This is a genomic window from Phenylobacterium sp. (genome assembly GCF_041916435.1).
GTDB lineage: Bacteria > Pseudomonadota > Alphaproteobacteria > Caulobacterales > Caulobacteraceae > Phenylobacterium.
Genome location: NZ_JAYRZM010000003.1, coordinates 514,156 through 533,650, shown reverse-complemented (window position 1 = coordinate 533,650; position 19,495 = coordinate 514,156). Strand labels below are relative to the sequence as shown.

The 19,495-nt window shown below is 70.3% G+C and carries 20 protein-coding genes and 1 pseudogene; 5 read left to right on the top strand and 16 right to left on the bottom strand.

Going from position 1 to position 19,495, the window contains the following annotated elements:
* The first annotated feature begins 107 nt into the window (after positions 1 to 107).
* From ACE3TA_RS10995 to ACE3TA_RS10985, 3 genes and pseudogenes are all read left to right on the top strand, one after another.
* On the top strand, positions 108 to 926 hold the full coding sequence (locus tag ACE3TA_RS10995; protein WP_374573506.1) for a UDP-2,3-diacylglucosamine diphosphatase: 819 nt from the start codon (positions 108 to 110) through the stop codon (positions 924 to 926).
* A 50-nt stretch (positions 927 to 976) separates the two neighbouring features.
* A pseudogene (locus ACE3TA_RS10990) lies at positions 977 to 1,171 on the top strand (TetR/AcrR family transcriptional regulator); the annotation flags it as partial.
* Between the two features lie 108 nt (positions 1,172 to 1,279).
* Complete coding sequence (locus ACE3TA_RS10985) at positions 1,280 to 2,374, top strand: glycosyltransferase family 4 protein (protein ID WP_374573687.1); 1,095 nt, start codon at positions 1,280 to 1,282, stop codon at positions 2,372 to 2,374.
* A 77-nt stretch (positions 2,375 to 2,451) separates the two neighbouring features.
* Here ACE3TA_RS10985 and ACE3TA_RS10980 read toward each other — a convergent pair whose 3' ends face one another.
* Positions 2,452 to 2,790, bottom strand: coding sequence for a UrcA family protein (locus tag ACE3TA_RS10980; protein WP_374573504.1), 339 nt, complete (start codon positions 2,788 to 2,790; stop codon positions 2,452 to 2,454).
* Positions 2,791 to 2,918: 128 nt separating this feature from the next.
* On the opposite strand from ACE3TA_RS10980, the gene ACE3TA_RS10975 reads away from it, so the two are divergent.
* Entirely contained in the window at positions 2,919 to 4,823 is a 1,905-nt protein-coding gene (locus ACE3TA_RS10975) for a winged helix-turn-helix domain-containing protein (RefSeq protein ID WP_374573502.1), read from the top strand.
* 6 nt (positions 4,824 to 4,829) lie between these two features.
* Here ACE3TA_RS10975 and ACE3TA_RS10970 read toward each other — a convergent pair whose 3' ends face one another.
* The 7 genes from ACE3TA_RS10970 to argB all read right to left on the bottom strand — a co-directional run bounded on the left by ACE3TA_RS10970 (position 4,830) and on the right by argB (position 10,739).
* Positions 4,830 to 5,888 (bottom strand): PLP-dependent cysteine synthase family protein, encoded by a 1,059-nt coding sequence (locus ACE3TA_RS10970; RefSeq protein ID WP_374573500.1) that lies wholly within the window; start codon positions 5,886 to 5,888, stop codon positions 4,830 to 4,832.
* A gap of 4 nt (positions 5,889 to 5,892) precedes the next feature.
* Positions 5,893 to 6,270: a VOC family protein gene (locus tag ACE3TA_RS10965; RefSeq protein WP_374573498.1), complete on the bottom strand. Its 378-nt coding sequence runs from the start codon at positions 6,268 to 6,270 to the stop codon at positions 5,893 to 5,895.
* A gap of 81 nt (positions 6,271 to 6,351) precedes the next feature.
* Positions 6,352 to 7,425 (bottom strand): hypothetical protein, encoded by a 1,074-nt coding sequence (locus ACE3TA_RS10960; RefSeq protein ID WP_374573496.1) that lies wholly within the window; start codon positions 7,423 to 7,425, stop codon positions 6,352 to 6,354.
* Positions 7,426 to 7,483: 58 nt separating this feature from the next.
* Positions 7,484 to 7,978 carry a hypothetical protein gene (locus ACE3TA_RS10955; protein WP_374573494.1) on the bottom strand — a complete coding sequence of 165 codons (495 nt, stop codon included), beginning with the start codon at positions 7,976 to 7,978 and terminating at the stop codon, positions 7,484 to 7,486.
* A 348-nt stretch (positions 7,979 to 8,326) separates the two neighbouring features.
* The gene (dapD, locus tag ACE3TA_RS10950) at positions 8,327 to 9,166 is read right to left on the bottom strand and encodes a 2,3,4,5-tetrahydropyridine-2,6-dicarboxylate N-succinyltransferase (RefSeq protein ID WP_374573492.1); all 840 of its coding nucleotides are present in this window, start codon (positions 9,164 to 9,166) and stop codon (positions 8,327 to 8,329) included.
* The gene (locus tag ACE3TA_RS10945) at positions 9,166 to 9,828 is read right to left on the bottom strand and encodes a pyrimidine 5'-nucleotidase (protein ID WP_374573490.1); all 663 of its coding nucleotides are present in this window, start codon (positions 9,826 to 9,828) and stop codon (positions 9,166 to 9,168) included. The genes dapD and ACE3TA_RS10945 overlap by 1 nt, the downstream gene beginning before the upstream one ends.
* Complete coding sequence (gene argB, locus ACE3TA_RS10940) at positions 9,825 to 10,739, bottom strand: acetylglutamate kinase (protein ID WP_374573488.1); 915 nt, start codon at positions 10,737 to 10,739, stop codon at positions 9,825 to 9,827. Before argB ends, ACE3TA_RS10945 begins: the two co-directional genes overlap by 4 nt.
* 137 nt (positions 10,740 to 10,876) lie before the next feature.
* On the opposite strand from argB, the gene ACE3TA_RS10935 reads away from it, so the two are divergent.
* On the top strand, positions 10,877 to 12,151 hold the full coding sequence (locus ACE3TA_RS10935; RefSeq protein WP_374573486.1) for an amidohydrolase family protein: 1,275 nt from the start codon (positions 10,877 to 10,879) through the stop codon (positions 12,149 to 12,151).
* 145 nt (positions 12,152 to 12,296) lie between these two features.
* On the opposite strand, the gene ACE3TA_RS10930 is transcribed toward ACE3TA_RS10935, so the two are convergent.
* The 8 genes from ACE3TA_RS10930 to ACE3TA_RS10895 form a co-directional block, all read right to left on the bottom strand.
* Positions 12,297 to 13,439, bottom strand: a complete 1,143-nt coding sequence (locus tag ACE3TA_RS10930) for an acyl-CoA dehydrogenase family protein (RefSeq protein WP_374573484.1) — start codon at positions 13,437 to 13,439, stop codon at positions 12,297 to 12,299.
* A 184-nt stretch (positions 13,440 to 13,623) separates the two neighbouring features.
* Positions 13,624 to 14,271, bottom strand: a complete 648-nt coding sequence (gene yihA, locus ACE3TA_RS10925) for a ribosome biogenesis GTP-binding protein YihA/YsxC (protein ID WP_374573482.1) — start codon at positions 14,269 to 14,271, stop codon at positions 13,624 to 13,626.
* Entirely contained in the window at positions 14,268 to 16,073 is a 1,806-nt protein-coding gene (gene yidC / locus ACE3TA_RS10920) for a membrane protein insertase YidC (RefSeq protein ID WP_374573480.1), read from the bottom strand. The genes yihA and yidC overlap by 4 nt, the downstream gene beginning before the upstream one ends.
* Positions 16,070 to 16,483 (bottom strand): ribonuclease P protein component, encoded by a 414-nt coding sequence (gene rnpA, locus ACE3TA_RS10915; protein WP_374573478.1) that lies wholly within the window; start codon positions 16,481 to 16,483, stop codon positions 16,070 to 16,072. The genes yidC and rnpA overlap by 4 nt, the downstream gene beginning before the upstream one ends.
* 28 nt (positions 16,484 to 16,511) lie before the next feature.
* Positions 16,512 to 16,646 carry a 50S ribosomal protein L34 gene (gene rpmH, locus ACE3TA_RS10910; protein WP_374573476.1) on the bottom strand — a complete coding sequence of 45 codons (135 nt, stop codon included), beginning with the start codon at positions 16,644 to 16,646 and terminating at the stop codon, positions 16,512 to 16,514.
* Positions 16,647 to 16,703: 57 nt separating this feature from the next.
* Positions 16,704 to 17,453: a type I methionyl aminopeptidase gene (gene map / locus ACE3TA_RS10905; protein ID WP_374573474.1), complete on the bottom strand. Its 750-nt coding sequence runs from the start codon at positions 17,451 to 17,453 to the stop codon at positions 16,704 to 16,706.
* 10 nt (positions 17,454 to 17,463) lie between these two features.
* Positions 17,464 to 18,447, bottom strand: a complete 984-nt coding sequence (locus ACE3TA_RS10900) for an NADPH:quinone oxidoreductase family protein (RefSeq protein WP_374573472.1) — start codon at positions 18,445 to 18,447, stop codon at positions 17,464 to 17,466.
* Positions 18,447 to 19,493 (bottom strand): alpha/beta hydrolase, encoded by a 1,047-nt coding sequence (locus ACE3TA_RS10895; RefSeq protein WP_374573470.1) that lies wholly within the window; start codon positions 19,491 to 19,493, stop codon positions 18,447 to 18,449. The genes ACE3TA_RS10900 and ACE3TA_RS10895 overlap by 1 nt, the downstream gene beginning before the upstream one ends.
* Positions 19,494 to 19,495: the final 2 nt, after the last annotated feature.

The window sequence follows — 19,495 nt, the reverse complement described above, 5'->3', positions numbered from 1 at the left end:
GCCCCGGCGCCTAGCCGTCTTTGTTGCGGCGCGAGATCGCAGCAGCGCTTTCACAAAAGCGACATGCAATCAGCCTAATCGGCAGGCGCCTGCCACAGCCTCGGGGGATGTTTGTGGACGAACTCGGAGAACGGCGTTATCGTGCCGTGTTCATTTCCGACCTCCACCTGGGCACCCGGGGTTGCCAGGCCGAGCTGTTGTTGGACTTTTTCCGCCACTTCGAGTGCGACGCGCTCTATCTGGTGGGCGACATCATCGACGGTTGGAAGATGAAGTCGGGCTGGTTCTGGCCGCAGCCGCACAACGACGTGGTGCAGAAGATCCTGCGCATGGCCCGCAAGGGCGTGAACGTCACCTACATACCCGGCAACCATGACGATCGCGTGCGCGAGTTCTGCGGCGTGCACTTCGGCGGGGTGGTGGTGGCGCGCGACGCGATCCACGAGACCGCCGACGGCCGCCGCTTCCTGGTGACCCACGGCGACGAGTTCGACGGCGTGGTGCAGCACGCCAAGTGGCTGGCCTTCCTCGGCGACTACGCCTATCGCGCGCTGCTGGCCGCCAACACCCTGTTCAACCGCGCGCGCCGGCGCATGGGCTTCGGCTACTGGAGCCTGTCGGCCTATCTGAAGACGCGGGTGAAGAACGCCCTGCAGTTCATCGAGAACTTCGAGGCCGCGGTCGCCGAGGAGGCCCGCCGCCGCGGCGTGGACGGGGTGATCTGCGGCCACATCCACAAGGCCGAGATGCGCGACATCGACGGCGTCGCCTATATCAACGACGGCGATTGGGTGGAAAGCTGCACCGCCCTGGTGGAGCATCCGGACGGACGGCTGGAGATCCTGGAGTGGGCCAAACTTCGCCACTGGTCGGCGATCACCCGCTCGCGTTCGCTCGACGCCCTGCCGGCCCCGAAGGCGGCCTGACGCGTCACAGAGATTGACAGCGGCCGCGAATTGACGACAGTCGCGCTGCCATGAACACGCCTCGATCCGGCTATTCGTCCGGGCTGCGCGACCGCCAGAAGGCCGCCACCCGCGATGAGATCCTCCGCGCCGTCGCGCGCAAGCTCGAAACCACGCCGCTCGACGAGCTCGGCTTCGCCGAAATCGCCCAGGAGGCCGGTGTCGGCGAGCGAACGGTCTACCGTCATTTTCCCACAAAGGAAGCGCTGCTGGGCGCCTTCTGGGCCTGGATGCAGACCCAGGCGGTCACGCGGCCCGCGCCCGCGCGCTCGCGCGAGCCGGTCGCCCCGCCCAGGGACGACGCCCAGCGGCCGATGCGCATCCTTTTGGCCACCGACGCCTGGGAGCCGCAGGTGAACGGCGTGGTGCGCACCCTGACGAAGGTGGTGCACGAGCTGCGCGAGCTCGGCCACACCGTCGAGGTGGTCAGCCCCGACCAGTTCAAGACCTTCCCGCTGCCCACCTATCCGGAGATCAAGGTGGCGATCGGGGTCTACGAGCCGGTGCAGGAGCGCTTCAAGGCCTTCGAGCCGGAGGCCATCCACATCGCCACCGAAGGGCCGATCGGCCTGGCGGCGCGGCGCATCTGCGTGGAATGGAGGCTGCCCTTCACCACCAGCTACCACACGCGCTTCCCGGAATACGTCTCCGCGCGCCTGCCGGTGCCGCTGGCGGCGGGCTACGCCTACATGAAATGGTTCCACCGTCCGTCCGGCCGGCTGATGGTGGCCACCCCCACCATGCGCAACGAGCTGACGCAGCACGGCTTTCGCAACATCTCGCCGTGGACGCGCGGCGTCGACACGGTGACCTTCAACCCGGCGGCGCGGGATAAGGACGTCTTCGCCCACCTGCCCAAGCCGGTGTTCCTCTATGTCGGCCGCGTGGCCGTGGAGAAGAACATCGAGGCCTTCCTCGGCATCGACCTGCCGGGCTCCAAGGTGGTGGTGGGCGACGGGCCGCAGCGCGAGGAGCTGGCGGCCAAGTATCCCAAGGCGGTGTTCACCGGCGCCAAGTTCGGCGAGGAGCTGACGGCGCACTTCGCCTGCGCCGACGTCTTCGTCTTCCCTTCGCTGACCGACACCTTCGGCCTGGTGATCCTGGAATCCATGGCCTGCGGCACGCCGGTGGCGGCCTATCCGGCGCCGGGGCCGATCGACATCATCCCGGAATCGGGCGCCGGGGCCCTGGCGGCCAGCGCCACCGAGGGCCTGCGCGAGGCCTGCCTGGAGGCGTTGAAGCTCGATCGGGGCGGCGTGCGCGGCTTCGCCGAGACCTTCTCCTGGCGGGCCTGCGCCGAGGACTTCGTGCGCAACCTGCAGCCCTATCCCGAGCCGGAGAAGACGCGCTTCTGGCGGCGCCTGCGCCGTCTCGCCCGGGTGCGCCGCCGCTCGCAGACGGCGGCCTGACGGGCGGGGCCGAAAAGGGTTAGAGCGGGGGGCGTTGTGGGGCGCCCCCCGCTCCGCGGCTCCAGTGAGGGATCAGTTCACTTGGACCCGCTGACTTGCAGCGACAGCTCGGCGTAGCGCGGGCCGGCGTAGAGCGAGGCGAGCTGGCGGCGCGCGCCGTTCCAGGCGACGTCGCGGCAGGCGCGATATTCGCCCTGCTTGGCGATCTCCATGGGCATGGGCTGGGCCGGGCAGACCTGGCGGACGGCGTGCTCGATCCGCCGTTCCAGGGTCGCGCGGCCGCTGGCGCTGGCGAGGTCGAGGTCGGCGTAGGCGACGGTCGCGGCCTTGGGCGCGGCGGACGGGTCGGCGGCCTGGGCGGCTTGGGCTGCGGCGGCCAGGGCGAGGGTCGAGGCGATTGCGATGACGGTCTTCATGTTGTCTTCTCCCTAAATTCGCTCGAGCGACGGGAGCGCCGCGTCGATGGTTGGAGCAGACCGGAATCGACCGTCGGGCGCCGGAGGAAACGCCGACCGGCGGCCGATGAATTTCCGAGTTTTCCCTGATGCCGGCGGCGTCTGAGGCGTCCGAGGGCGTGGATCTGGCCCGCGAGGCCGATTTCCGCCTCGGCGAGCTGGAGGTGAGCCCGTCGGCCTGCCGCGTGCGCGGCCCCGGCGGCGAGCGCCGCGTCGAGCCGCGCGTCATGCAGGTGCTGATCGTGCTGGTCCGCGCCGCCGGCCGCACGGTGAGCCGCGGCGAGCTGATCGACGCGTGCTGGGGCGGCCGGGTGGTCAGCGACGACGCGGTGGCCAGGGCGGTGGCCCAGGTCCGCGCCCTCGCCCGCGGGCCGGACCCGGCGCCGTTCCAGGTGGACACCGTGCCGAAGGTGGGCTTCCGGCTGACGACCGCCGGGATGGCCGCGCCCGCCGAGGCCGCGCGGCAAGCGCCGAAGCGGGACGGGCGGCTCTGGATGGCGGTGGCCGCGGGCGTGCTCCTGGCGGCGGGGCTCGCCGGCTGGATCGCGTGGTCGGTGCTGGGCCGTCCGCACCATCCGCCCGGATATGGCCGGGTGGACGTGGTGGCCTTCGCCGCCGACGCGGCCGATCCCGACGCGGTGAAGGTCTCCGACGACCTGTCGCGCACCCTGGTGCAGGTGCTGACCAGCATGGGCGTGCCCACCGGCGAGCATCCGCTGCCGCGCGACGCCGGAAGCGCCTCGGAGCTGCGGGTGACGGGCGAGACCGCGCGCCAGGGCGACGTCTATGTGGTGCAGAGCCAGGTGATCGACGGGCGCACCGGCCTGGTGCTGCTGTCCGACCGCTTCGAGCGTCCGGTGGCGACGCTGGACGCGTCGGCCGCCGAGATCGGGCTGGCGCTGGGCGGCGTGCTCTATTGCGCGCTGGACGATCGCAAGGCGGCGCGCCAGCCGCTGTCGCTGGAAGCGCTCGGCCTCTACCTGAACGCCTGCGACGCGGTGTTCGGCGACGACGCCGACCCCAGGCGGATGCTGGCGGTCACCCGCCGGCTGGTGCAGGCCGCGCCGCGCTTCGCCGGGGCCCACGCCATGCACGGCATCGCCGCGGCGCTGGTCGCCAACCGCCAGGAGCCCCAGGCGTCCGCCGCAGCGCTCCACGCCGAAGCCGTCGCTGCCGCGCACCGGGCGCTCGAGCTCGACCCGCGCACGGCCAAGGCCTATTCCGCCCTGGCGATCAACGAGGGCGCGTTGAGCAGCCGCCTCGACCAGGACTGGCTCGCCGAGGAGCGGTACCTGCTGAGCGCGCTGAAGCTGGATCCGGACCTGCCGCCGGCGCGGCACGAGCAGGCGATGTTCCTGCGCGCCGTGGGGCGGCTGAAGGAGTCGCTGGAGGTGATGGGCGGCATGAACGCCACCGGCGACCCGCGCATCGGGCCCGGCGGGGATCCGCGCACGGCGATGCTGATGGCGGTCGAGGGAGACCTGGAGGGCGCGGAGGCCCAGTTGCGCCACCTGGAGGCGGCCACCCGGGTGTCGCAGGACCTGATGCGCCTGACCATCGCCTTCTGGTGGGAAGACCCCAAGGTCGCGATCGGCAAGCTGCGGAGCCTGGCCGGCGGCGAGATGACGCCCGCCGAGCTCGACTGCATGGAGCGCTTTCTCGCCGGGGTGATCGAACGCCAGGGCGGGCCGGCCAAGGGCCTGCCGGAGGGCTGCGCGGCCCTGAACCGCAACTGGCGGCTGCGCATGCTGGCGCGCGAGGGCGACGTGGACGCCGTGTTCGCCAACATCGACCCGCCGCCGGATGGCGGGGCGGTGGTGTTCTACTATCCGGAGATGCGGGCGGTGCGCGCCGACCCGCGGTTCTGGCGCCTGGCGCGGCGCATCGGCCTCGTCGACTACTGGATCAAGACCGATCGCTGGCCCGATTTCTGCGCGGAGCCGAACCTCGGCTATAGCTGCCGGGCCATGGCCGCGGCGGCGGCCAAGGGCTGAGCGGCCTCAGCCGAGGAGGGCGGCGATGCGTTCGGCGGGGCCGCGCCAGTCCAGCCCCTGCCGCTCCAGCCAGGCGTCGTCGTAGTAGGTCTGCGCATAGCGTTCGCCGCCGTCGCAGATCAGGGTGACCACAGAGCCCTCCTCGCCGGACGCGGCCATCTCGTCGATGATGTCGGCGCAGGCCCACAGGTTCGTGCCCGTGGAGCCGCCCACCCGGCGGCCGAGGGCGGCGGAGAGCGCGCGCATGGCGCCGATGCTCTGAGCGTCGCTCACCGCTTCCATGCGGTCGATCACGGTGGGCATGAAGCTCGGCTCGACGCAGGCGCGGCCGATGCCCTCGATCACCGAGCGCGGACCGGGCCCCAGCCCCCGCACGGCCGGGTCCGCGTAGCAGCGGTGGAACACCGAGCATTCCGGATCGGCGACGCACAGGCGCGTGTCCAGGCGGCGGTAGCGGATGAAACGGCCGATGGTGGCCGAGGTGCCGCCGGTGCCCGCGCCGCACACCACCCAGGTGGGCTCGGGATGCGGCTCGCGGCTCATCTGGGCGAACATGCTCTCGGCGATGTTGTTGTTGCCCCGCCAGTCGGTCGCCCGCTCGGCGTAGGTGAACTGGTCGATGAAGTGCCCGCCGGTCTCGGCGGCCAGGCGCCTGGCCGCCTCGGTGGTGGCGGTCGGGTCGTCGACCGTATGGATCTCGCCTCCGTAGAAGCGGATCGCCTCCAGCTTGGGCGTGGCGGTGCCGGCGGGCACCACGGCCACGAACCGCAGGCCGAGCAGCTTGGCGAAATAGGCCTCCGACACGGCGGTGGAGCCCGAGGAGCTCTCGATCACCGTGGTCGAGGGGCCGATCCACTCGTTGCACAGGCTGTAGAGGAACAGGGAGCGCGCCAGCCGGTGCTTGAGGCTGCCGGTGGGGTGGGAGCTCTCGTCCTTCAGGTACAGGGTGACGCCCGCCCGCCGCGGCAGCTCCACCCGGATCAGGTGGGTGTCGGACGAGCGGTTGTAGTCAGCCTCGATGCGCCGGACGGCGTCGGCGAGCCAGGCGCGATCGACCCGCGTCACCGGCTCACGCCATCCGGTGCAGGGCGCACAGCTTGTTGCCGTCCGGGTCGCGCAGATAGGCCAGATACATCTTGCCGGCCGCGCCTTCGCGCACGCCGGGGGGCTCCTCGCAGGTCACGCCGCCGTTGGCCAGGCCCGCCGCGTGCCAGGCGTCGGCCTGCTCGGGCGTTTCGCAGAGGAAGCCGATGGTGCCGCCGTTGGCGAAGGAGACCGGCTCGCCGTTGATCGGCAGGGAGGCGGAGAAGACGCCCGTGGGCGTGCGCCAGAAGATGCGGTGGCGGTCCACCATGCCGGGGGGCACGCCCAGCGCGCCGAGCACGGCGTCATAGAAGGTCTTGGCCCGGTCCAGATCGCTGGCGCCCACCATGATGTGCGAGAACATGTCGTCGTCCCTCGTGTTCGATGCGTCCGCACATGCGGCAAGACGGGGCGCAAGGCAATGGCCGGCGCCCGCGCGGCCGGCTCAGGCGCGGTTCAGCCAGGCCAGGATCTGCGGGTTCAGCTCGCGCGGATAGGCGTGGCTGAGGTCAGGGAGCTCGCGATAGGTCACCACCGCGCCGGACGCGGCCAGGAACTGGGCGGCCTCGCGGGCCATGCCGACCGGGAACATCCAGTCCAGCGCCCCATGGGCGATATGGATCGGCAGGCCGGCCAGGCGCTCCGGGTCGGCCGTCTCCACCAGCATGGGATGGAAGGCCGCGCTGGCCGGCGCCAGGTGGGTGAAGGGTGAGCCCGCCTCCAGCCCGCTGACGTAGCTGAAGGTGCCGCCGTCGCTCATGCCGGTCAGCAGCAGGCGGTCGGGATCGACGTTCCAGCGGTCACGGGCGAAGGCGAGGATGCGCGCCAGGTTCGGCGAGTCGGTGTCCGGGCCCTGCAGCGCCCAGGTCTCGCCGGTCGCCGTGGGGGCGATCAGGATGGCGCCGCGTCCCCGGGCCTCGCGCAGCCAGCTCCACAGGAAGCCGCGGCCGGTCCCGGCGCCGCCGTGCAGCGCCATGACCAGCGGCCAGGCGACGTCCGGCGTATAGGTCTCCGGCACGTAGATGGAGAAGCCGCCGCGCGCGCCGGGCGCGTCGCCTACGTGGGCGAGGCCGGTGTCCTCGCGCTGGGGCGCCTGGGCCAGGCGGGTCAGCAGCTCGTCGTCGCCGCGCAGCTCCGGCTCCAGGAAGAAGCGGCTGACGGGCTTCAGCCCGCTCGCCAGCGGGAACAGCGTCTCCTGGGCGCGCGGGACGTGGCGCAGGGCGCGGTAGATCGCGCCCATGTCGCCGCCCTGATCCAGAAGGCCGCGCAACTCGTCGTAGGCCGCCAGGGTCTCCTGGGCGGCCTGCGTCAGGGCCCCGCGCAGGGCGGCCAGAGGCTCCGACCAGCCGGCCAGGCGCGGCAGGGTCTCGCGCACCACGTCGTCGGGCCGGCCGACGGACTCGACGACCTCGGCCACCTGCTGCGGGTCGAGGTAGCGGCTGATGAAGCCCAGCGCCTCCAGCGACTGCAGGAGCGGCGGCAGCAGGATCGTCAGATCGTCGAGTTCGCGGTCGAGCATCCGTTCAACTAGAGCGCGCCGCCCTGAAGGAAAACCCCCGGGAAGGAAAACCCCCGGCTCAGCGCTCGACGCGCACCGCGTCCCAGAACAGCGGCTTCAGGTCGAGGAAGAACTCGTCCAGGCCGTAGCGGTCGCCCAGCACGAACAGGCCCTGTTCGTCGCGCAGCAGATAGCCGCGGTCGGCCAGGGCCAGGAGCTTGCGCCGGGCGGTCTCGCGCGGGATCTGGGTGATGTCCGAAAGGCTGAGCGCGTTCAGGCCCCGCCGCGGCGCGAAGGAGCGCGAGGGACCGCCCGCCGCGATCGTCTGCTGCAGCTCGGACAGCAGGAAGACCAGGTAGAGCAGGTACTGGTCCAGGTCGCCGTCGAAACGGGCGCGCACGCGCACCAGGGTGGCCGAGAGATGTCCGCCCCAACGGTAGAAGAACCGCGAGACATCCTGGTCCAGATAGCCGGGCGTGGGCTCGTTACGCGCACTGACCTCGCGATCGTTTCCAGCGGCGCGGCGCTCTTGCCGCGGTTCGTTGTCTTCGTCTCGTATAGCAGCAGGGAGCATGGGTCAGCGTTCGCCAATTAACACTCAGTTAACCACAGTAGACACGGGGTTGATCTTTTTGTTTCAATTTGTCCTTTGTTTTCAACGCCGCCGCCTTTGGTGGAAATTCTCTCCACCTAGTGCGGCTTAATCGTGTCCTCGATGGAATTATTCTAGGTATCTACTTGCCGCGAGAGAAGAGCGACTCCGCCCAAAATGGGTGGACGACGGCGGCCTGCGACGCCTTTCCTGTGGACGTGATGGCGGAATCGGCGCCGCCGGGCGGCCATGACGAAGCCGCCCGCCTCCCGGGCGGGAGGCGGGCGGATCGGAGCCCTTCGGACGAGACGGCGCGCTCGAGCGGGCGCGCTAGTCGCGCAGCAGTTCGTTGACGCTGGTCTTGGACCGCGTGCGTGCGTCCACCGTCTTCATGATCACCGCGCAGTAGGTGGAGGGCATGCCCTCGTGCGGGCTGGGCCGCGAGCCGGACATGACCACCGAATAGGGCGGCACCTCGCCGGTGAAGACCTCGCCGGTCTTGCGGTCGATGATCGGGGTGGTGGAGGTCAGGTACACCCCCATCGAGATCACGCTGCCCTCGCGCACGATCACGCCCTCGGCCACCTCGGAGCGGGCGCCGATGAAACAGTTGTCCTCGATGATCGTCGGGTTGGCCTGCAGCGGCTCCAGCACCCCGCCGATGCCGGCGCCGCCGGACAGGTGCACGTTCTTGCCGATCTGGGCGCACGAGCCGACCGTGGCCCAGGTGTCGACCATGGTCCCTTCGTCGACGAAGGCGCCGATGTTCACGAAGGACGGCATCAGGACCACGTTGCGGCCGATGTGCGAGCCGTGGCGCACGACGCAGCCGGGCACGGCGCGAAAGCCCGCCGCCTCGAACTGGGCCGCGTCCCAGCCCTCGAACTTGGTGGGCACCTTGTCCCAGTAGGGGCCGGGCGTGGCGGCGTGCATCACCTTGTTCGGATTGAGCCGGAAGGAGAGCAGGATCGCCTGCTTGGCCCACTGGTGGACGGCCCACTGGCCGTCGTCGCCCCGCTCGGCCACCCGCAGCTTGCCCTGGTCCAGCAGGCGCAGGGTCTCATCGACGGCCGTGCGCACCGGGCCCTTGGTCGCGGTGGAGATCCCGTCGCGGGCCTCCCAGGCGGCTTCGATCTCGGTCTTCAGGTCGTCGGTGGTGATCGTGGTCATCAGGCGGCTTCCTTCAGGCGCGCGCCCGCCAGGAACGGCGCGAGCTTTACGGTCTTGTGGTGGATGAACGGGGCGGCGGAGTCCGGCGCGTGGGCGCCGACGAGCACGGTGGTCATGCCGAGTTCGGCGGCCGGCTTCAGGTTGCGCTCGGAGTCCTCGAAGAAGGCGGTGGCGGCCGGCGCCACGCCGTGGTCGGCGATCATCCGCTCGAAGCCCTCCGCCGAGGGCTTGGGCGCGAAGCCGAAGGAGTGGATGTGGAAGACCTCGTCGAACAGGTGCGTCAGGCCCAGGTGGCTCAGCACGCGCTCGGCGTGGATGACGTCGGCGTTGGTGAAGATCAGCCGCCGGCCGGGCAGGCGCTCCAGCCCCGCCACCAGCGCCGGGTCGTGCGCCAGGGCGTCCAGCGACAGGTCGTGGAACATGGCGTGGAAGTCGGCCGGGTCGACCCCGTGGTTGGCGATCAGCCCGCCCAGGGTCAGGCCGTGCTCGGCCAGGTACTTCTTCTGCAGGGCGTAGGCTTCGTCGCGGGTCAGGCCGGTCACGCGGATGACGAACTCGGTCATCCGCGCCTCGACCTGGCGCATGAACCCCGTCTCGGCCGGATAGAGGGTGTTGTCCAGGTCGAAGAGCCAGGTGTCGACGTGGCGCAGGTCGGTCGTCATGGGCGGATCATGGTGCCCGCGCCGTGCTCGGTGAACAGCTCCACCAGCATGGCGTGCGGCCTGCGCCCGTCGAGGATCACCACGGCCTCCACCCCGCTCTCCACCGCGTCGATGGCGGTCTCCAGCTTGGGGATCATGCCGCCGGTGGCCACGCCGCCGGCGATCGCCGCGCGGGCCTCGGCGACGGTCATCTGGCGGATCAGCTCGCCGTTCTTGTCCAGCACGCCGGCCACGTCGGTGAGCAGCAGCATGCGCTTGGCGTTGAGCGCGCCGGCCAGGGCGCCCGCCACGGTGTCGGCGTTGATGTTGTAGGTCTCGCCCTCCACCGACACGCCGATCGGCGCGACGACGGGGATGTAGTCCTCCTCGGCGTAGATCAGGGCTTCCAGCAGCTTCGGATCGATCCGGGTGGGCTCGCCCACATAGCCCAGGTCGACGACCTGCTCGATCTGGCTGTCGGGGTCCTTCTTGGTGCGCTTGGCCTTCTCGACGGTGATCAGCCGCGCATCCTTGCCCGACAGGCCCACGCCGCGCACGTCGGCCTCGGCGCCGGCCTGGGTGATCCAGTTGGCGATCTCCTTGTTGATGGCGCCGGACAGCACCATCTCGGCGACCTCCATGGTGGCCGCGTCGGTCACGCGCAGGCCGTCGACGAAGGTGGACTTCACGCCAGCCTTGTCGAGCATGGCCGAAATCTGCGGGCCGCCGCCGTGCACCACCACCGGATGGACGCCCAGCATCTTCAGGAGGACCACGTCGGCGGCGAACAGCTTGGCCACCGACTCCTCGCCCATGGCGTGGCCGCCGTATTTGATGACCACGGTCTCGCGGTCGTAGATCTGGATGTAGGGCAGGGACTCCGCCAGCGTCTTGGCGGTGGCCCAGCCCTGTTCTGCGGGGGTGTCGGTCACTTATGCGGCTCCGGCGGGTCGGCGCCGGTGCGATAGCCGACGCAGGCGGCCCTGTCACCCACGCGGGCGCATCACGGCTCGACCGAAGCGGCGCCGTGGCCTAGCGTCCGGCCTTTCTGCGACGAGCGAGGGGCGAGATGCGTATTGCGGGGGTTGTGGCGGCGCTGGCGGTCTGGGCGGGCGCCGGAGCGGTGCAGGCGCAGACGGTGGCGGTGCACGCCGCGCACCTGGTGGACGTGGCCAGCGGCAAGGTGACCGACGATCCGACGGTGGTGATCGTCGACGGCCGCATCAGCGCCGTGGGCAAGACCGGCGCCGTCCAGGTCCCGGCGGACGCCAAGACGGTGGACCTGCCGGGCGTGACCCTGCTGCCCGGCCTGATCGACATGCACGTGCACCTGACGAGCTCGCCCCTGTTCGGCGGCTACAACTCGCTGCTGTTCACCGATTCCTTCTGGGCGGTCATCGGCACGAAGCACGCCAAGGACACCCTGGAGGCCGGCTTCACCACGGTGCGCAACGTCGGCTCGGAGTTCTACGACGACGTGGGCCTGCGCCAGGCGATCGACGCCGGCTTCATCGAGGGGCCGCGGATCGTCACGGCCACCTACGCCATCGGCGCCACGGGCGGCCACTGCGATTCCACCTTCTTCCCGCCGTCGATGGACCAGAAGAGCCCGGCGGTGATCGACAGCCCCGATGCGGGCCGCCAGATGGTGCGCCAGCTCCACAAGTACGGCGCCCAGGTGATCAAGATCTGCGCCACCGGCGGGGTGTTCTCCCACGGCGACACGCCCGGCGCGCAGCAACTGACGCTGGAGGAGATGAAGGCGATCGTCGACGAGGCGCACATGACCGGCCTGAAGGTGGCCGCCCACGCCCACGGCGCCTCGGGCATCCGCGACGCGATCCTGGCCGGCGTCGACACCATCGAGCACGCCAGCTTGGTCGACGACGAGGGGATCAAGCTGGCCGTGCAGAAGGGCGCCTACTTCGGCATGGACATCTACAACACCGACTACACCCAGGCCGAGGGCGCCAAGAACGGCGTCTTGGAGGAGAACCTGAAGAAGGACCGCGACATCGGCGAGATCCAGCGGCAGAACTTCAGGAAGGCGCTGAAGGCCGGGGTGAAGATGATCTACTCCACCGACGCCGGGGTCTATCCGCACGGCGACAACGCCAAGCAGTTCGCCGTGATGGTGCGCTATGGGGCGACGCCGCTGCAGGCGATCCAGTCGGCCACGGTCACCGCCGCCGAGGCCCTGGGCCAGCCCAACGACGTGGGCCAGGTCAAGGTCGGCGCCTTCGGCGACCTGGTGGGCGTGACCGGCGATCCCCTGGCCGACGTGACGGTGCTGGAGCACCCGGTGTTCGTGATGAAGGGCGGCGAGACGGTGAAGGCCCCGTAGGGATCGGCGGCCTCGAAATCCTCCCCTTCTGGGGGAGGTGTCGGCGAAGCCGACGGAGGGGGACTTTGAGTCTTCAGTCCCCCTCAGGCGCTGCGCGCCAGCTCCCCCAGAAGGGGAGCATCCCTGCGCGCAGCCTCGGCCCGCCTCAGATCGAGCGGGCGACGACTTCCTTCATGATCTCGGAGGTGCCGCCGTAGATGCGCTGGACGCGGGCGTCGCGCCACATGCGGGCGATCGGGTACTCGTTCATGTAGCCGGCGCCGCCGTGCAGTTGCAGGGAGGTGTCGCAGGCCTCCCACTGCAGCTCGGTGTGGAAGAGCTTGGCCGCCGAGGCCTCGGCCGCGGTCAGCTCCTTCCTCAGGTGGCGTTCGATGCACCAGTCCAGGTGCGCCCAGCCGGCCTGCAGCTTGGCCTTCAGGGCGGCCAGGGTGAAGCGGGTGTTCTGGAAGTCGAAGACGGTCTGCTTGAACGCCTTGCGCTCCTTGGTGAACTTCACCGCCTCGTCGAAGGCCCGCTGGGCGCCGGCCTGGGCCGCCGAGGCGATCTGCAGGCGCTCCTGCGGAAGCTGGTTCATCAGGTAGGCGAAGCCCCGGTTCTCCTCGCCCAGGCAGTTGGTGATCGGCACCCGCACGTCCTCGAAGAACAGCTCGGAGGTATCGGCCGAGTTCTGGCCGATCTTGTCCAGGTTGCGGCCGCGCTTGAAGCCGGCGCGATCGGCCTCCACCAGGATCAGCGAGGTGCCCTTGGCGCCCTTGTCCGGATCGGTCTTGGCGACCACCACGATCAGGTCGGCGTTCTGGCCGTTGGTGATGTAGGTCTTGCTGCCGTTGATGACATAGTGGTTGCCGTCGCGCTTGGCGCTGGTGCGCACGCCCTGCAGGTCGGAGCCCGCGCCCGGCTCGGTCATGGCGATGGCGGTGATCACCTCGCCGGAGACCATGCCCGGCAGCCACTTCTTCTTCTGCTCCTCGGAGCCGTAGTTGATGATGTAGTCGACGACGATGTCCGACTGCAGGGTGATGCCCGCGCTGGAGCCGGCGTAGGTCAGCTCCTCGCCGATCACGGTGTTGTAGCGGTAGTCGAGGCCCAGGCCGCCGTATTCGGCCGGAACCTGCGGGCACAGCAGGCCCGCCTCGCCGCAGGCGCGCCAGAACTCGCGGTCGACGACGCCTTCCTCCTCCCAGCGATCCAGGTTGGGGACAAGGGCGCGGTCGTAGAACTTGCGCACCTGGTCCCGGAAGAGGTTGAGCTCTTCGTCGAAGATCGTGCGATTGGCGGTGTCGAGCATGGCGCGGCCTCCCTGGCGCGGGCGTGGTCTGGAATTTCGACGCCGTTCTAGCGGCTTGCCGTAGGGTGCGCCTAGAGCACGATGGGGCCGGCCGGAACCGGCCGACCGCTGAATCGTGCTCTAGAATCAGAAACGTAGAGCGCGTTTAGCGGGCGAAACCGCGCGCACTTTCGCCCAATGCGCTCTAGCCGATGGCGCAGGCGGCGGAGATCTCGGCCCGCAGCTCGGGCAGGCCCGTCCCTTTCTCCGAGGAGGTGGCCTGCACCCGCGGATAGGCGGCCGGGCGCTTGGCGATGGCCTGCAAGGTGCGCGCGGTCACCGCGGCGACCTCGGCGGCCTTGAGCTTGTCGGCCTTGGTCAGGACGATCTGATAGGACACGGCGGCGCGGTCGAAGGCGTCCATGGCCTCGGCGTCGACGTCCTTGAGCCCATGGCGCGCGTCGATCAGCAGGTAGGCGCGCTTCAGGTTGGGCCGGCCGCGCAGGTAGTCGCGGCCCAGGTTCTGGAACTTCTTGGTCTCGGTCTTGGAGGCCCGGGCGAAGCCGTAGCCGGGCAGGTCCACCAGGCGCAGCTTCTCGTCCAGCACGAAGAAATTGACCTCGCGGGTGCGCCCCGGCTCGTTGGAGGCCCGCGCCAGGTGGTTCTGGTTCACCAGGGCGTTGATCAGCGAGGACTTGCCCACGTTGGAGCGGCCGGCGAAGGCCACCTCCGGCAGGTCGGGTGCGGGCAGTCCGTCGATCGACGTGGCCCCCATCAGGAAGACCGCCGGCCGGGCGAAGAGCACGCGGCCGGCCTCGATCTCCTCGGGGCTGAAGAGCGCTTCGTCGGTCACCCGACCGCCTTGCCGCGACCGCTGAAGCGCGCGATCAGCCCGTCGATCGGGTTGTCCACCTTGAAGCGGCGCATGATCACGTACTGCTGGGCGATCGTCAGGACGTTGTTCCAGGTCCAGTAGATCAGAAGGCCCGCGGCGAAGGGCGCCATGATGAAGGTGAACATCACCGGCATGAGCTGGAAGATGCGCTGCTGGGTCGGGTCCCCCGCTGGCGGGTTCATCGCCGTGGAGAGGAACATGGTGAGGCCGTAGAGGATCACCCAGGCGCCCAGGTGCAGCGGCCCGTTCAGGAAGCTGCCGATCATCGGCACCGTCGCCGGGTCGAACGGCAGCAGGCCGAACAGGTTGACGATGGTGGTCGGATCGCGCGCCGAAAGGTCCTGGATCCAGCCGAAGAACGGGGCGTGGCGCATCTCGATGGTGACGGTCAGCACCTTGTAGAGCGAATAGAAGACCGGGATCTGGATCAGCATGGGCAGGCAGCCCATCATCGGATTGATCTTCTCACGCTGGTAGAGGCCCATCAGCTCCTGCTGCTGCTTGGCCGCGTCGTCCTTGTACTTCTTGCGCAGCTCTTCCATCTGCGGCTGGATCTTCTTCATCTTCGAGAGCGACTCGTAGCTCTTGTTGGCGAGCGGGAAGAAGAGCGCCTTCACCGAGACGGTGAGCAGCAGGATGGCCACGCCGAAGTTGCCCACGTGGCGGTAGAAGAACTCCAGGACCCGGAAGATCAGCTTGGTGAAGAACCAGAAGTTGCCCCAGTCGATGGCGTCGCTGAAGCGCCGCGCGCCGATCGAGGTCTCGTAGGCGGTCAGCACCGGCACGGTCTTGGCGCCGGCGAAGAAGTGGGTGGTCTCGGTGGCCTGCTTGCCCGGCTCCAGGTGGTGCGCCGGGCCGACGAAGTTGGCCTCGAAGATGTCGGGCCCGCCGGTCTTGGTGACGCGGAAGTCGCCCTTGATCTTCTCCGATTGGCCCGGGATCAGCGCAGCCAGCCAGTACTTGTCGGTGACGCCCACCCAGCCGCCGTCAGAGGCGATCTCGGGACCGCCGCCGTCCTTAGCCCACTTCTTGTACTTCACCAGCCGCAGCTTGCCGTCCAGCACGCCGACGGCGCCCTCGTGGACGATGGCGCTGTGGGCCTGGACCTCGGGCAGGCCCTGGCGCTGCACCGAGCCGTAGGCGGCGAGCGTCACCGGCGCGCCCGACAGGTTCGCCACGGTGTCGGTGACGGTGAACATGAACTTGTCGTCCACCTCGATCTTGCGCGTGAAGACCAGGCCCTGGCCGTTGTCGTAGCGCAGGGTCAGCGGCTTGCCGGGCGCCAGGGTCGAGCCGTCGACCACCTGCCAGAGGCTGTCGCCGCTGGGCAGGCCCTTCAGATTGGCGCCGGCCCAGCCGAACTCGGCGAACCAGGCGTGCTCGGCGCCTTCGGGGCGCAGCAGCTCCACCGGCGGGGAGTCCTTGTTCAGGCCCTCGCGGTAGCCCTTCAGATAGAGGTCGTCGATGCGCGCGCCGCGCAGGGCCACCGAGCCGCTGAGGGCGGGGGTGGCGATGGGAACCCGCGGGCTGGCCGCGGCGGCTTCCTCACGCGTGACCACCTTGTCGGCGGGGGCGAGCTGCGGGGCGGCCGCTGAGCTCGGACCTCCCGCCGCCGCGGCGGCCGCGGCCGGCGGATGCTTCAGCGCCGCTTCGGCCTGCCGCCGCTTGGCCGCCGGATCCAGCACGAACACCTGATAGAGGAGCAGGATGAGGACGGCGCTGACCACGAAGATGATCGTGTTGCGGTTTTGCTCATTCATGAAGGCGTGCGCTCAAGCGGGGGGGAGGATGGGGCCGCAGGCCCAGGGGCCCGGTTCTCGCTGTCGGCGGCGAGGCTTATCAGCGCGCTTTTCACATCGTCAAGCAAACGCGCCCAGGCGCGGGTGGGCGTGCCGTTTCTGGCGATGAAGACATAGTCGGTTCCGGGCCGCGCCAATTGCGGCAGCAACAGCCGCGCGGCCTCGCGCAGGCGGCGCTTGGCGCGGTTGCGCACGACCGCTCCGCCGATCTTGCGGGTGGCCGTGAAACCCACGCGGATCAAGGGTTCGCCGTCGCCGCGCGGCCTGGCCTGGATCACGACGGCGCCGCGCGCACACGACGGCGCGCGCGCGCAGGCCAGAAAGTCGGGGCGCGACTTGAGGCGTTGGATGGCTGGCGGGGCGTCCGTCACGCGGACACCATAGTCCTCTTTCGAGAACTTAGGCGCTCAGGCGCTTGCGGCCCTTGGCGCGACGACGGGCGAGCACCTTCTGGCCGTTCTTGGTGGCCATGCGCGCACGCCAGCCGTGACGGCGCTTGCGCACGAGTCGGGACGGCTGAAAAGTCCGCTTCACAGGTGTAGCTCCGGGTCAAAATCGAGCGGCGGTGATTAGGGGATGGGGCCGGCCCTGTCAACTGGCCAGCGTCAGCACGACCGGTCCGCGAGGCGTCGCCACCAGGGTGTGCTCGTATTGCACGGCCGGCTGGCCGCCCAGGGGACGCAGGGTCCAGCCGTCGCCGGTCTCCTCGACCCAGTCGTCGCCGAGGGACAGGAACGGCTCGATGGTGAAGACCAGACCCTCGTGGATGCGCCGCTTGTCGCCGGGCTCGCGCCAGGTGGCCAGCTCGGTCGGCTCCTCGTGCAGCGCCGCGCCCACCCCGTGGCTCGCGAGGTTGCGGATCAGGGTGTAGCCGTTGCGGTCGGCGAAGGCCTCGATGTCGCGGCCGATGGCGTTCAGCGGCCCGCCGGTCTTGACGGCGCGGATGCCGGTCCACAGGGCGCGGCGGCCGTCGCGGCACAGCCGCTCGATGCGCGGCTTCACCGGCGGCACGGCGAAGCTCGCGCCGGTGTCGGCGAAATAGCCGTCCACCTCGGCGGAGACGTCGATGTTCACCAGGTCGCCGGCCTGGACCTTCCGATCGCCGGGGATGCCGTGGGCGACGTCCGGCCCAATCGAGATGCAGGTGGCGCCGGGAAAGCCGTAGGTGATCTCGGGGGCCGAGCGCGCGCCTTCGCGCTCCAGCATCCGGCGGCCCAGGGCGTCGAGCTCGGCGGTGGTGATCCCGGGCTCCAGGGCCTTGCCCATCGCCTCCAGGGTGCGCGCCACCAGGCGGCCGGCGGTCTTCAGCTTGTCGAGCTCGTCTTCGTTGCCGATGGTCATGGAGCGGCTCCTAGAGGTCGGGTCGGATGATGGTCTTGCCCACCACCTGGCGCTGGGCGAGCGTTTCGAAAGCCTCGCGCCAGCGCTCCAGCGGGAATTCCTTGTCCACGCGGGGATGGACCATGCCCTCGGCCGCCATCTTCCAGATGGCGTCCTGGTTCTCGCGGCCGCGCTCGGGGAACTGGCGGCCGTACTCGCCGGCGCGCACGCCCATCACCGAGAAGCCCTTGATCAGCGGCATGTTGGCGTTGACGGTGGGAATGCGCCCCGAGGCGAAGCCCACCACCAGGAGGCGGCCGTCGAAGGCGATGCAGCGGACGCTCTCGTCGAACACGTCGCCGCCCACCGGATCGTAGATCACGTCGGCGCCGCGCCCGCCGGTGATCTCCTTGACCTTGTCGCGGAAGCCGCCGGTGACGTTGACCAGCGCGTCGGGGGCGTACTCGGCCTCCACCACGGCCAGCTTGGCGTCGGAGGCCGAGGCGGCGATCACCCGCGCGCCCAGGGCCTTGGCCATGTCCACGGCGGCCAGGCCGACGCCGCCGGCGGCCCCGTGCACCAGCACCCACTCGCCCGGCTGGACGGCGGCGCGCCGCACCAGGGCGACATAGGCGGTGATGTAGGCCGCGCCGAAGCCGGCGGCCTGGGAAAAGCTCAACGCCGCGGGCTTGGCGTGCAGCGCCGAGGCTGGGCTGAGGGCGTATTCGGAGAAGCCGCCCACGCGGGCCGGGCCGGTCACCGCCTGGCCCGGCGTCCAGCCGGTCACGCCCTCGCCGAGCGCGTCCACCTCGCCGGCCATCTCCAGGCCGGGGATGAACGGCAGCGAAGGCTTGTGCTGATATTCGCCGCGGGTCTGCAGCAGGTCGGGGAAGTTGACGGCGGCGGCGCGCACCTTCACCCGCACCTCGCCCGGGCCGGGCTCGGGGGTGTCGATCTCGCGCACGGCGCAGCCGGCGTAGTTGGGCGCGAGCGCCTCGACCAGGAGCGCGCGCATCAGTGGATGCGCCCCTCGATCCCCTCGCGCACCAGGCCGGCGACCTCGCGGCAGGCCACGTCGGCGCAGGGAATCGCGCCGGTCATGGCGGTGAAGCCGTGGGCCAGCTTGTCGTAGCAGCGGTAGACCACCGGCACGCCCGCCGCGCGCAGGGCGATGGCGTAGGCCTCGCCCTGGTCCACGAGGGGATCGAAGCCGGCGGTGACGACGATCGCCGGCGCCAGGCCGCTCAGGTCCCTCTCGTGGACCGGCGACAGGCGCGGGTCGGCCGGATCGGCGTCGGGGGCCATGTAGTGGCCCATGAACCAGTCCATCATCGTCCTCGATAGGGGATAGGCGTCGGCGTAGGTGGTCATGGAGGCCGTTTCGCTGGCGACGTCCACCGCCGGATAGATCAGGAGCTGCAGCCACGGCTGCGGCTCGCCCTTGCGCTTCATCTCCTGGGCCACGATGGCGGCGAAGTTGCCGCCCATGGAATCACCGCCGATGGCCACCGCGCCCGGCGGCGCGCCGAACTCCTCGGCGTGCTCGCGCGCCCAGCGATAGGCGGCCAGCACGTCCTCCAGCCCCGCGGGAAAGCGGTGCTCGGGCGCCAGCCGGTAGTCCACCGACAGCACGGGGCAGCGGGCGATGCGCGCCAGGATGCGGCAGAACACGTCGCAGGTGTCCAGGTCGCCGATCACGCCGCCGCCGAAGTGGGCGTAGACCATCAGCGGCGCCTCGGGGTCCTGGCGCTGCGGGCGATAGGCGCGGGCCGGGATCGTCCCCTCCGGCCCCTCGATGTCGAGCGACTGGACGCCGACGCCCGGTTCGGGCTTGCCGGCCATCATCGCCAGGGCCTGGGCGCTGGCCGCCCGGGCTTCCTGCGGCGACAGGGTCTGCATGCCGGGGGCGCGGCGGCCGGCGGCGGCCAGGAACTGCAGGCGCGGGTCGAGCGTGCGCCCGCCCTGATAGACCACGCCGCCGCCGGACATCAGCCGCAGGATCGGCGCGGGCAGGGAGAGCAGGACTTTGAGGATGAGGCGCTGAACGCCGGCGTTGGCCATGC

Excerpts from the sequence above, each read along its gene's own strand:
- ACE3TA_RS10895 (WP_374573470.1), bottom strand. The coding sequence starts at position 19,493 with ATGGCCAACGCCGGCGTTCAGCGCCTCATCCTCAAAGTCCTGCTCTCC.
- ACE3TA_RS10930 (WP_374573484.1), bottom strand. The coding sequence starts at position 13,439 with ATGCTCGACACCGCCAATCGCACGATCTTCGACGAAGAGCTCAACCTC.
- ACE3TA_RS10975 (WP_374573502.1), top strand. The coding sequence starts at position 2,919 with ATGCCGGCGGCGTCTGAGGCGTCCGAGGGCGTGGATCTGGCCCGCGAG.
- yidC (WP_374573480.1), bottom strand. The coding sequence starts at position 16,073 with ATGAATGAGCAAAACCGCAACACGATCATCTTCGTGGTCAGCGCCGTC.
- ACE3TA_RS10955 (WP_374573494.1), bottom strand. The coding sequence starts at position 7,978 with ATGCTCCCTGCTGCTATACGAGACGAAGACAACGAACCGCGGCAAGAG.
- map (WP_374573474.1), bottom strand. The coding sequence starts at position 17,453 with ATGACCATCGGCAACGAAGACGAGCTCGACAAGCTGAAGACCGCCGGC.
- ACE3TA_RS10995 (WP_374573506.1), top strand. The coding sequence starts at position 108 with ATGTTTGTGGACGAACTCGGAGAACGGCGTTATCGTGCCGTGTTCATT.
- ACE3TA_RS10900 (WP_374573472.1), bottom strand. The coding sequence starts at position 18,447 with ATGCGCGCGCTCCTGGTCGAGGCGCTCGCGCCCAACTACGCCGGCTGC.
- ACE3TA_RS10980 (WP_374573504.1), bottom strand. The coding sequence starts at position 2,790 with ATGAAGACCGTCATCGCAATCGCCTCGACCCTCGCCCTGGCCGCCGCA.
- dapD (WP_374573492.1), bottom strand. The coding sequence starts at position 9,166 with ATGACCACGATCACCACCGACGACCTGAAGACCGAGATCGAAGCCGCC.
- ACE3TA_RS10960 (WP_374573496.1), bottom strand. The coding sequence starts at position 7,425 with ATGCTCGACCGCGAACTCGACGATCTGACGATCCTGCTGCCGCCGCTC.
- ACE3TA_RS10965 (WP_374573498.1), bottom strand. The coding sequence starts at position 6,270 with ATGTTCTCGCACATCATGGTGGGCGCCAGCGATCTGGACCGGGCCAAG.
- ACE3TA_RS10985 (WP_374573687.1), top strand. The coding sequence starts at position 1,280 with ATGCGCATCCTTTTGGCCACCGACGCCTGGGAGCCGCAGGTGAACGGC.
- ACE3TA_RS10935 (WP_374573486.1), top strand. The coding sequence starts at position 10,877 with ATGCGTATTGCGGGGGTTGTGGCGGCGCTGGCGGTCTGGGCGGGCGCC.
- ACE3TA_RS10945 (WP_374573490.1), bottom strand. The coding sequence starts at position 9,828 with ATGACGACCGACCTGCGCCACGTCGACACCTGGCTCTTCGACCTGGAC.